Origin of the sequence: Cupriavidus sp. 30B13 (genome assembly GCF_049059565.2) — a bacterium.
In the GTDB taxonomy this organism is placed as follows: Bacteria; Pseudomonadota; Gammaproteobacteria; order Burkholderiales; family Burkholderiaceae; genus Cupriavidus.
Window position 1 is genome coordinate 2,695,038 of the sequence record NZ_CP188224.1, and the last position, 11,503, is coordinate 2,706,540.

Annotated in this window: 9 protein-coding genes; 4 read left to right on the forward strand and 5 right to left on the reverse strand. The window is 70.8% G+C overall.

Annotated features, from left to right (window positions below):
- The first annotated feature begins 232 nt into the window (after positions 1-232).
- From ACKI2N_RS31095 to ACKI2N_RS31105, 3 genes are all read left to right on the forward strand, one after another.
- Positions 233-1,132: a Ku protein gene (locus ACKI2N_RS31095; protein WP_420992185.1), complete on the forward strand. Its 900-nt coding sequence runs from the start codon at positions 233-235 to the stop codon at positions 1,130-1,132.
- Positions 1,133-1,159: 27 nt separating this feature from the next.
- Positions 1,160-1,993 (forward strand): tetratricopeptide repeat protein, encoded by an 834-nt coding sequence (locus ACKI2N_RS31100; RefSeq protein WP_420992184.1) that lies wholly within the window; start codon positions 1,160-1,162, stop codon positions 1,991-1,993.
- A 159-nt stretch (positions 1,994-2,152) separates the two neighbouring features.
- A complete protein-coding gene (locus ACKI2N_RS31105; RefSeq protein ID WP_420992531.1) occupies positions 2,153-2,548 on the forward strand; it encodes a hypothetical protein in 396 nt (131 codons plus the stop codon).
- A gap of 52 nt (positions 2,549-2,600) precedes the next feature.
- Here ACKI2N_RS31105 and ACKI2N_RS31110 read toward each other — a convergent pair whose 3' ends face one another.
- A complete protein-coding gene (locus ACKI2N_RS31110; protein ID WP_420992183.1) occupies positions 2,601-2,987 on the reverse strand; it encodes a hypothetical protein in 387 nt (128 codons plus the stop codon).
- Between the two features lie 1,004 nt (positions 2,988-3,991).
- Here ACKI2N_RS31110 and ACKI2N_RS31115 point away from each other — a divergent pair.
- The gene (locus tag ACKI2N_RS31115; RefSeq protein WP_420992182.1) at positions 3,992-6,001 is read left to right on the forward strand and encodes a gamma-glutamyltransferase family protein; all 2,010 of its coding nucleotides are present in this window, start codon (positions 3,992-3,994) and stop codon (positions 5,999-6,001) included.
- Between the two features lie 78 nt (positions 6,002-6,079).
- On the opposite strand, the gene ACKI2N_RS31120 is transcribed toward ACKI2N_RS31115, so the two are convergent.
- From ACKI2N_RS31120 to ACKI2N_RS31135, 4 genes are all read right to left on the reverse strand, one after another.
- Positions 6,080-6,553, reverse strand: coding sequence for a DMT family transporter (locus ACKI2N_RS31120; protein WP_420992181.1), 474 nt, complete (start codon positions 6,551-6,553; stop codon positions 6,080-6,082).
- A gap of 211 nt (positions 6,554-6,764) precedes the next feature.
- The gene (locus ACKI2N_RS31125; protein ID WP_420992180.1) at positions 6,765-7,565 is read right to left on the reverse strand and encodes a VacJ family lipoprotein; all 801 of its coding nucleotides are present in this window, start codon (positions 7,563-7,565) and stop codon (positions 6,765-6,767) included.
- Between the two features lie 542 nt (positions 7,566-8,107).
- Entirely contained in the window at positions 8,108-9,658 is a 1,551-nt protein-coding gene (locus tag ACKI2N_RS31130; protein WP_420992179.1) for an MFS transporter, read from the reverse strand.
- 311 nt (positions 9,659-9,969) lie between these two features.
- A complete protein-coding gene (locus ACKI2N_RS31135) occupies positions 9,970-11,493 on the reverse strand; it encodes an efflux transporter outer membrane subunit (protein WP_420992178.1) in 1,524 nt (507 codons plus the stop codon).
- Positions 11,494-11,503: the final 10 nt, after the last annotated feature.

The following is an 11,503-nucleotide window of genomic DNA, read 5'->3' on the forward strand; positions in this document are numbered from 1 at the left end:
GCACGGCGCCGGGAATCCGGCGCGAGGGCCGGACCGGTCCGGCGCGGCGCCCCGCCGGGAGCGCCCCGGCACCATGTGCCTTCTACAAAGGCGTGTCATTACTGCCGTGCCCGGGACGCCGCCCCCGCCGGTGGAGGCGCCGCAAGTGCAGCGCACGGCGCGCCGCCGCCGCGCGCGGCGGGCTGGCACGGTATAAGCTGGACAGTACCGTTCCGGCCGCAAGGGGACTGCCATGGCTGCGCGCTCCATCGCCTCGCTTTCACTGAGTTTTGGACTGGTCTCGATCCCGGTCAAGGTGTACTCCGCCACGGAAAGCCGGTCCGGCGTGAGCTTCAACCTGCTGCACAAGGGCTGCGGCTCGCGGCTCAAGCAGCAATATGTCTGCCTGCGCGAAGGCGTGGTGGTGGAGCGGTCCGAGATGGTCAAGGGCTACGAGTTCGAGAAAGACCACTACGTGGTGTTCGAGCCCGACGAGCTCGACGCGCTCGACGCCACCGCCCAGCACACCGTGGACATCGTCTCGTTCATGCCCGCGGGCGCCATCGACCCGATCTACTTCGAGAAAGCCTACTACCTCGGCCCCGACCGCCGCGGCGCCAAGCCCTACAACCTGCTGGCCGAGGCCATGCGGCAGACCGGCACCTGCGCGCTGGCGCGCTGGGTATGGAAGGGCAAGCAGGCCATGGTGCAGGTGCGCGCCGAAGCGGAGGGCCTGGTCCTGCAGCAGCTCCTGTACGCCGACGAAGTGCGCCCGATGGCCGAGCTCCACGTGGAAAAGGCCGACGTGCAGGCCGCCGAACTGGCGCTGGCCCGGCAACTGATCGAGCAGAACGCGGTGCCGGGCTACGACCCGGCGGCCTATGTGGACGAAGAGAAGGAACGCATCCTGGCCGCCATCGACAAGAAGATCGCCGGCAAGAAGATCACCGTGGCCGAGGAGCGCAAGAGCGAAGGCGGCGGCGCCGAGGTGATCGACCTGATGGCCGCGCTGCGCGCCAGCGTGGGCCAGCGCAAGCGCGCGGCGGCGGGCAGCGCCGATGCCGCGCCCGCGCGCGCCGAGCCGAAGGAGCGCAAGGGCGCCAGGCGCGCCACGCCGGCCGCGCCCGCGCGCCGCAGCGCGGGCAAGAAATAGCGCGCATGCCGGCTCGCCGCTGACCCGATGCCGACCTACACCATGCGCGAGGCGCAGGCCCTGCTCGGGATCTCCCGGGCCACCGCGGCGCGGCTGATCGCCGCGGGCATCGTCAAGCCGGCGCGCGGCGCGCGGCGCGAATACCTGTTCACCTTCCGCGACATGGTCATGCTGCGCACCGCGCATTCGCTGCGCGCGGCCAATATCCCCAGCCGGCGCATCGTGCGCGCGCTGGCGCGCCTGCAGGCGTCGCGCGGCGACGGCCAGCCGCTGTCCGGCGTGCGCGTGAGCGCGGTGGGCAACCAGGTGGCCGTGCGCGAAGGCGGGCTGCAATGGCAGGCCGAGTCGGGGCAGCTGCTGATGGACTTCGGGCCGCGCGAGGAACGGCGGGAAGCCACCGTGGCTCCGCTGCCGCTGCCGCCGCAGCCCGCCGCGCACGCCGTGGCCGCAGGCCATTTCGAGACGGCGCGCGGACTGGAGGCGCGCGGCCCCGCCGCCGCAGCAGCGGCCGAGGCCGCCTACCGCCAGGCCATCGCGGCCTTTCCCGGCTATCTCGACGCCTACCTCAATCTCGGCTGCCTGCTGTGCGACGCCGGCCGCTACGCCGACGCCGCCGCGCTGTACCGCGCCGCGCTGGCGCACCTGCCCGGCGAAGCGCTGATCCACTTCAACCTGGCCGTGGCGCTGGAAGACGGCGGCCACCCGCGCGAGGCGCTGGCCGGCTATGAGCGCTGCATCGCCCTGCTGCCGGACTTTGCCGACGCGCACTTCAATGCCGCCCGCCTGTACCAGGAACTGGGCAACGCGCGCGGGGCGATCCGGCACTTCAACCAGTACCGCAAGCTGCAGCCGCGCTCATAGGCGGCAGGGCGCCAGGACGGCGCGGGCGGCGCGGGCGGCTTTACCCCCCATCCGGAAAATTTCGCGCCGGCGCGGCGGCGGCCGCGCGCTGGCCTATCCTTGCAGTTACCTCCACCGCGCCGCCACCCGCCCATGACCGCCACGCCTGCCGCCACCGCCATGCCCAAGCGCCTCCTCCCCGCCTTCGCCACGCGCGCCGCCGCCTGCGCGGCCCTGCTGTGCGCGGCCTGCGCGCCGGACTCCATCGACAACATCCAGGCGCGCGGCTTCGACGCCTACCTCGACGGCCTGCGGCGCGAATGCCCCGACATGATGATCGGCGACAACAACATCAGCGACTGGCTGCGCACCGACGGCTCGCCGGACAGCGACTACGTCTACTGGCTCGACCAGACCTCGCGGCTCTACTACCGGCGCATCACGCCGGCCCAATACCGCGACTCCGTGACCGGCGCGTTCGGCGAAGGCAAGTCCGGCACGCACGCGGTGGACTGCATCGTCCGCAACCTGCCGGCGCGGCGCCCCGCCAGCCCGGCCGCGGACAAGGCGCGCTGAACGCGCTGAACGGACCAGGCGCGCCGCGTGCCGGGCCGCCCGGCGCGCGCGCTCAGACGCAGTGCACTTCCACCTTGGCGCGGTCGCGCTCGGCATCTTCCACGGCCGGTGTGTCGAAGCGCAGCGTGCCGGCCTCGCGCGCGGGCGTGGCGGGACGGCCGTCGATGGTCACGCGGCAGTGGTCGGCGCCGCGCAGGCGGAAAAAGGGCTGGTAGTAGCCGCTGAACTCGAAGCGGGTCACGCTGCCCTCGCGGCGCCAGTTGCGCACCAGGCCGTGGGCCTCGGCCAGGCTGGGCACGCCGGCCGTGCGCGAACGCATGCCGAGCGCCACGCGCACGTTGCCGCCGCCGGGCGAGACGTAGGCGCCGCCGTCCGCGGCGCTGGCCCGGGCCGGCGCCGTCATGGCCGCCGCCAGCGCCAGCGCGGCCAGCAGCGGCACGCGCCTGCGGCTGCTACTTCGGCTGCGGGACAGTGAGGTCGATGGCGGGCAACAGGCGGCAACGGCAAGGCGCATGGTGGGGAAGCCGGAAGGCAGTTGGCCGGACGGGCCGCGGCCTGGACAGGCGCCGCGGTGTCGGCATGGGATGGCGACAGGCATGCCCGGCGCCGACAGGCCATGCCGTGCGGCGTGGCATGGCGCGCGGCCAGCGCGGGTCCGCGCGGCGCGGCGTCCCGATGCGAGGCCCGCCGCCGCGGAAAGCGGAGAAGGATAGCGGACAAATCGGCGCGCCGGGAAGCCCTCAAGAATGGAACAGTGAAATCCATTGGCGGGCACAATGGCCGCGACGCGGCGACATCGCGTTCGCGACGGCCTTCGGCCGCCGCTCCGGCGGCGCGTGGAAAATGGCATCGCCAGGGTATTGTGCTGACATTATAAAATCCAATGTAGCAATACATTTGCGCAATGGAAATTCAATATCCGCTTATTCGGAAATTCACCAATCGATCGCACCGATATCGCGGCAGATAACCCGAAATGGTGCCGTCGCGCACAGCAAGAACGGCCGGCCGGCACACGCCTCGCCGCCTGGTTTCCGGCATGGCCCGTCATGAAACGGCCGCCTCCGCGCCGCGCGATTTCGCCGGAATGCACGCGGTTTTCCCCGGTGCGGCCCACGTTCCGGGCATGCCGAAACACCGCGCAAAAACCGCCACGCCCGCCTACCCCCCGGCCGGGTGGTACGCAAGTTGCATATGCCGGCACCACAACGCGACGCCAAGAAATATTGGCCCTTTTATTTGCCACCTGTTGGCTTGAATACCTTGTCGGATTTAAAAGCCCATGCTGCAGGCCCCTGAATAAGCCGACGGTTCCTGGTTTAAAGGGAAAAGGAACCGATTCCGGGCATCCTGCACCATCGGAAAAAAATGACTTCCCTCTTGTGGTGCCCTCCGGGCTTCCTCGAGGTCCCTCTTTCATAGTCCCCCCAGGGAGAAATCACGATGTACAAGAACAAACCGGCGCTTACGGCGTTGGCCGCATCCGTCCTGGCTGCGGTCATGCTGGCCTCGTGCGGCGGAGATGATCCGAGCCCCCCCGTCGCCGCCACGCCCGCGCCGCCTTCCCAGCCCGTCGTCCCGGATACCAGCTGCCAGATCCTCTCCAGCGACGGCAATTCCGTGGTGGTGGGCTCCGACCAGCCGGGCGACCCCGCGCTGCCCGAGCCGGCCTCCGGCTACCGCACCGGCCTCAAGCCCGTGTATGCGAAGAAGTTCATGGTCTCCAGCTCCAACGCGCTGGCCAGCGTGGCCGGCTGCACGGTGCTCAAGCAGGGCGGCACCGCCGCCGACGCGGCAGTGGCCGTGCAGGCCGTGCTGGGCCTGACCGTGCCCGAGGCCACCGGCCTCGGCTCGGGCGGCTTCATGATCTATTACGATGCCGGCGCGAAGACGGTGCAGGCCTACGACGGCCGCGAGTCCGCGCCCGCTGCGGCCACCGCCAACTACCTGCGCTACGTCGACGACGTCACCGACCAGACCGCGCCCAAGCCCAACGCGCGTGCCAGCGGCCGCTCGATCGGCACCATCGGCGTGCCGCGCCTGATCGAACGGGTGCAGAAGGAGCACGGCGTGCTGGCGTGGAAGGACCTGTTCGGCGATGCCATCTCGCTGTCCACCAACGGCTTCAAGATCGGCGGGCGCCTGGCCCAGGCCATCTCGTCGAACGCCGCCGCGCTCAAGCGCGACCCCGAAGCGCTGGCCTACTTCTTCGAAACCGACGGCACGCCCAAGGCGCTCGGCACGCTGCTGAAGAACCCGGCCTATGCCAACACCCTGAAGGCCATGGCCGCCGGCGGCGCCGACGTGCTCTACACCGGCCAGATCGCCGCCGACATCGTCGCCAAGATCGGTTCGACGCAAGGCGCCGACGGCAACCCGACCACCCCCGGCAAGACCACGCTGGCCGACCTGGCCGCCTACCAGGCCAAGCTGCGCGACCCGGTCTGCACCACCTACCGCGCCTACTGGGTGTGCGGCACGCCGCCGCCGTCGTCGGGCGGCATCACCGTGGCCTCGGCGCTGGGCATCCTGGAGAACTTCGACCTGGCTCCGCTCAAGCCGACCGCCATCGACCTCGAAGGCGGCAAGCCGACCGTGCAGGGCGTGCACCTGATCTCCGAAGCCGAGCGCCTGGCCTATGCCGACCGCGACAAGTACGTGGCCGACACCGACTTCGTGCCGCTGCCGGGCGGCACCTGGGACACCATGCTGAACAAGCCCTACCTGCAAGGCCGGGCCGCGCTGATCAACCCCGCGCTGAGCATGGGCGTGGCGGCGGCGGGCAATCTCGGCGCGGTGCCGCTGGGCGTGGACGCCAACCTCATCGAGCATGGCACCAACCAGTTCACCATCGTCGACGGCAAGGGCAACGTGCTGACCGCCACCACCACGGTGGAATCGAGCATGGGGTCGTTCCACATGACCAACGGCTTCCTGCTGAACAACCAGCTGACCGACTTCTCGGCCAATCCGCTCGACGGCGGCGGCAACCCGATCGCCAACCGCGTGGCGCCGGGCAAGCGCCCGCGCAGCTCGATGGCGCCGACACTGGTGTTCAAGAAGGCGGCTGACGGCTCGATCGGCGAGTTCTTCATGGCAACCGGCTCGCCGGGCGGCGGCACCATTCCGCAATACGTGGTGAAGACGCTGGTGGGCGTGCTGGACTGGGGTCTCGACGCGCAGCAGTCGTCCGGGCTGGTGGACTTCGGCGCGAGCAACAGCGCCACCACCACGGTGGGCGGCGAGCATCCCAACGTCAACATCGCCAACGGCGGCAACAACGATCCGCTGATCACCGGCCTGCGTGCGCTCGGCCACACCATCTCGACCGGTTCGCAGGCGAGCGGCATCAACTCCATCATCCGCACCCAGCTCAACGGCGCGACGGTACTGATGGGCGGCACCGACCCGCGCCGCGAGGGCGTGGTGCTGGGCGACACCTTCAACCCGTAAGCGGGCGAGCAGGACCGGCCGGCGCAACGCCGGCCGCATGGCCGAAGCATGGCCGCGCGCGGTGGAACGCCCTGCGTTTCACCGCGCCGCCAGCGCCGCCAGCCGGTCGCCGAACAGCATCAGCAAGGCGCCGCCGAGCACCACCACGCCGCCCGCCAGCCGCGCCGCGGACACATGGCGGACCGCCACGCCGGCGAAACCATACTGGTCGATCAGCAGCGCGGCGGCCAGTTGTCCCATCAGCACCAGCGCCAGCGTGTTGACGCTGCCGATGCGCGGCGACAGCAGGATCGTCGCCAGCACCGAGGTGGCGCTGAGCAGGCCACCGGCGAGGTGCCATGCCGGCTGGGCCGGCAGCCTGGCCACCGCGGCGGGCAGGCTGCCCCTGCCGAGCGCGACGCCGGCCAATGCCAGCGCACCCACCAGGAACGAGAACAGCGCGGCGGTGATGTTGTCGCCGTCGAGCGCCGCGGCGAGGCGCCCGTTGATGGCCGTCTGCATTGCCGCGGCGACGCCCGCGACCAGCGGCAGCAGAAGAAAGACCGGGTTCATGCCTGACCCTGGGGCGCGAATGCCACGTTGCCGGGCCCGCGCCGTGCCCTTACGACATCGACAGCCATTGCGCGAGCTGGCCGGTCAGCCAGCCGCACCCGATGCATACCGCCAGCCATCCGCCCACGATGGCCGCACAACTCTTCAGATCCATTTCCTCACTCCGGTAAACCGGCCGCCGGCACGGCGGCCGTTGCGTTCTGCGCGGCGCCTAGTCGGTGCCGCTTGCGGCGTTGCCGTCCTGGGCCGCCTCGGGCGGCGCGGCGGCCAGCGCCGGCGCCTCGTCCTCTTCGTAGGCCGGCAGCGGGTCCGCGCCGTCGCGCAGCAGGTAGCGGCGGCGCTGCAGGTAGGCATCGCGCACGAAGGTGTACTTGTCGAGCGCCGCCAGCGACAGCAGGTCGGTGGCGCCCAGCAGGTTGGCGCGCCCGTTGACGATGGCCGCGCCGGTCATCGAATTGCGCCACGCGGGGTCGAGATAGGTGACCGGCGCCAGCCAGTGGTCGGCCAGCAGGCCCACGCCGTCGCGCGCGGTGCTGGGGCCGAACAGCGGCAACACCACATAGGGGCCGGCGGGCACGCCCCACGTGCCGAGCGTCAGGCCGAAATCCTGCGAGTGCTTCTGCAGCCCCGCCGGCGTCGCGATGTCGAGCAGGCCGCCGATGCCGAGCACGGAATTGATGGCCACGCGCATCAGGCTCTCGGCGGCCTCCACGCCCTTGCCCTGCAGCAGGTTGTTGGCGAAGTTGCCGACGTCGGAGAGGTTGCTGTAGACATTGCTGACCGCGGTGCGCACGGGCTCGGGCGTCACCGCCTGGTAGCCCTTGGCGACCGGCTCGGCCACGTACTTGTCGACCTTTTCGTTGACGTTGAAGACCGCGCGGTTCACCGGCTCCAGCGGATCGGCCGGATTGGCCACCGGGCTGCTGGCGCAGCCGGCCAGCGCCGCCGCGGCGACGAGCAGGAGTGCGGTGTGCCGCGCAAGCAGCCGGAAGGATGGGAAGCTGGAGAGCATGGGAACTCGTCGGTCAGGTTGGAAAGCGCGAGAACCGGCCCCTCATGTGGCCGGTGACGGGATTATCGTTGTCGACGCGCCGCCGATAAACCGCATAACCAGGGATTCTTTGTCTACAAATCGCGAACAATGGCGCGGCGCGGCGGGCGGATGGCCGGACGGCGCGGTGTGACGCGACGCGATGCGATGTAACGCGGCGGTGACGGACGCCGGCGCGGTTGTTACCCCTCGATGAAGAGTGTTTTCACGCGGCAGGCATTTATCCGCGCGCCGCCGCTTGCTATGGTTATGCCCAAGGCCCGGATATCTCCTCCCCGGGCCCCGGCGCCGAACGCCGGCGCCCTTTTCTGTCTTTACTGGAAGCAGCAAGCTTGTTGTTCATCTCCTCTCCGTAGCAACACTCCGGTTCTGCTTCGAGCGCAGCTTTTGCTGCGCTTTTTTTTCCTGCCGGCGGCTTCGCCCGGCAGCTTGGGCGCCGCCAATGCAAAGGGCGCCGGTCACGACCGGCGCCCTGGCTCAGGCAATGCGGGCCACTCGCCCCGTCAGGCCCTGGAACCCACCGTCTCCTCGCCCGCCTCCTGCTGCGGCGTGCGCGACAGGAAGCCGAACACCGCCACGGCGGACAGCACCGTGATCGCGGTCAGCACGTGCAGCAGCATGCGGAACGCATCGCCGTAGCCGGCCACCAGCAACTGGTGGCCGACCTGGGGCAGCGCCTCGGCGGCATGCGCGAGATCGCCGGTGGCCAGGCGCTGCGCCGCTTCGGCCAGCTTGCCGCCGGCGCTGGCGCCGGCCTCGGCCAGCACCGCGCTCAGGCTGACGTGGGCGATGGCGGCCAGGATGGCGCTGACGATGGCCAGCGCGATGCCCTCGCCCGCCACGCGGGTGGTGTTGAAGATGCCGGTGGCCATGCCGGCGCGCTCCTTGGGCACCACGCTGACGGCGAGGCCGTCCATCAGGCCCCACGGCATGCCCGCGCCGATGCCGATCAGCAGCATCGGCGGCACCACGGCAAGGCCGGTGGTGCCGACGTCGATCTGGCTGAACCAGTGCAGGCCCGCCGCCGCGACCAGGAAGCCGATGCCCGACAGCACGCCGGCCGAGATCCAGCGCGTGAGCGACGCCACCACCACCGGCACCACCAGCATGGGGGCCGACAAGGCGATCATCAGGATGCCGGCGTCGATCTCGCTCAGGCCTTCGATGCCGATAAAGCGCAGCGGCAGCATCACCACCAGCACGATGTAGCTGTAGCAGGTGCCGACCGGCAGCATCTGCACGCCGACGAAGCGCGGGATGCGGAACAGGCTCAGGTCCAGCATCGGGCGCGCCACGCGCGACTCGACGAAGACGAAGATCGCCAGCATCAGCGCCGCGCCGGCCAGCGAGCCCGCCACCAGGCCGCTCGACCAGCCGCTCTCCGGCGCCTGGATCACGCCGAAGGTAAACAGCACCAGGGTGGCCGTGAAGGTGATGGTGCCGGGCCAGTCCAGCCCTTGCGCGCCGGGGTCGCGCGTCTCGCGCATGCGCGGCACGCCGAAGACCATGGCCACCGCGCCGATGATGCCGGTGGACAGGAACACCGAGCGCCAGCCGAAGGCATCGATCAGCACGCCGGCCAGCAGCGGCCCGAACGCCAGGCCGATGCCGAAGCTGGTGCCCAGCATGCTGAACGCGCGCGTGCGGGCGTGGCCCTCGAATTCCTGCGCCAGCGCGGCCGAGCCGCCGGCGAGCGCGGCGGCGGCGGCGATGCCCTGCACCGCGCGCAGGATGTCGAGCCACATCACCGAAGGCGCCGCGGCCAGCGCGAACGAGGTCAGGATGAAGAAGCCGATGCCGAGGCCGAACAGCCGCTTGCGGCCGTACACGTCGGCCAGCGCGCCGGCGGCCATCAGCAGGCTGCCGAAGCTCAGCATGAAGGCGTTGGTGATCCAGGTCAGCGACACGGCGCTGCCGCCCAGCTCGCGGCCGATGGCGGGCGTGGAGACGGCGCCGCCGGAGAAGCTCAGCGGCAGCACCACGGCGGCCAGGCATACCGCGAGCAGGATCAATGGCTTGCCACGCTCGGCGGCATGGGGGTCGGGTTGGGTCATGGGGAGTTCGGTGGGTGACAGTGGATTGGAAAGAAGACGGCTGCCTGGCAGCCGGGCGAATGGATGCCGGCGCGGATGGCGTCGTGGCGTCGGCGCATCCGCGCACCGACGGTTCGCTCCCCTCTCCCGCTTGCGGGAGAGGGGACGGGGGAGAGGGCCGGCGTATCCGCGAAGTGCATATCTTCGCCATAGCAGGCGCCCACCCTCTCCCCCGGCCCCTCTCCCATTTCATGGGAGAGGGGAGCAAACCCTGGGCATGACAGGCGCCATCAGCAAACCGCACTAGCGCGCAACCGACGCCTGCGCGGGCCTCAATTGCTCGCCACGCTGGCCCCGGCGGCCGGCACATCGCCCCAGCCGCCGCCGAGCGCGCGGATCAGGTTGACCGTGGCGGCGGCCTGCACGCTTTGCAGCTGCACTGCCGCGCGCCGGGTCTGCAGCGCGGTGCGCTCGGCGTCGATCACGTCGAGGAAGTTGATCGCGCCTTCGCGGTATTGCGTGCGCGAGATGTCCGCGGCGCGCGCGGCGGACTGCACCGCGTCGGCCTGCGTCTGCGTCTGCGCTTCCAGGATGCGCAGGTCGGACAGGCCGTCCTCCACCTCGCGGAACGCCGTCAGCACCTGCTGGCGGTACTTGGCCACGTCTTCCTCGTAGACCGCGCGCGCGTTCGCCAGGTTGGCGCTGCGGCGCCCGCCGTCGAAGATCGGGATGTTCAGCGCGGTGCCGGCCAGCGGCCCCAGCAGGAACGCCCGGCTGCTCCACTTGAACAGGTCGCCTAGCGTGGCCGACTCGAAGCCGCCCGTGCCGGTCAGCGTCAGCGACGGGAAGAACGCAGCGCGGGCAATGCCGATGCGCGAATTGGCCGCGGCCATGGCGCGCTCGGCCGCCGCGATGTCCGGGCGGCGTTCCAGCAGCGACGACGGCAGCCCGGCCGGGATGCGCAGGTTGACCGCCTTGAGCGGCGCCGCCGGCATCGAGAACTCGGCCGGCGCCTTGCCCAGCAGCACGGCCAGGCCGTGCTCCGAGGCCGCGCGCAGGCGCTGCACGCTCATCGCGTCGGAGCGCGCCGTGGCCAGCTCCGCCTTGGCGCGGGCCACGTCGAGCTCGCTGATGTCGCCTTCGTCGAAGCGGCTCTGCACCAGCTTGAGCGCCTGCTCGCGCAGGTTCACGGTATGGGCGAACACCTCGGCCTCGGCATCCAGCCCGCGCAGCGTGAAGTAGGTCTGCGCCACGTCGGCCTGCAGCGCGAGCTGCACCGAGCGGAACAGCGCCTCGCTGCGCTGCGTGTCGGCGCGCGCGGCATCCACCGAGGAAGCCACGCGGCCGAACAGGTCGACCTCGTAGGAGGCGCTGGCCTGCGCGCGCCACAGCGTCTGCTGCGGAATGCTGGTGCCGTCGGGCTGCAGCTGCGACGCCGCCGAGAGCTTCTCGCGGGTCGGGCCGAAGCCCGCGTCCAGCGACGGGAACAGCCCGGCGCGCGCGGCCTGGTTGAGCGCCCGCGCTTCCTTCAGGCGCGCGGCGGCGGCCGCCAGGTCCTGGTTGGCTTCGAGCGCCTGCTGCTCCAGCGCGTTGAGCCGGTCGTCGCCGAACACGGTCCACCATTCGCCGCGCGCCACTTCTTCCGACGGCTTGGCGGGCTGCCAGGTACCCGCTTCAGAGGGCTTGATCTGCGTCTGCGTCCAGTCGGCCGACGCTTCCTTGAAGCCGGCCGTGGGCACCGCCGGCTTGTCGTAGGTCGGCGCCAGCGAGCAGCCGGCCAGGACCAGCAAGGACGCCAGCAGCACCGAACCCTTGGCCAGCCAGCGGGTCGACGGCATGAATGAAGATGCTTTCATGATGATCTCC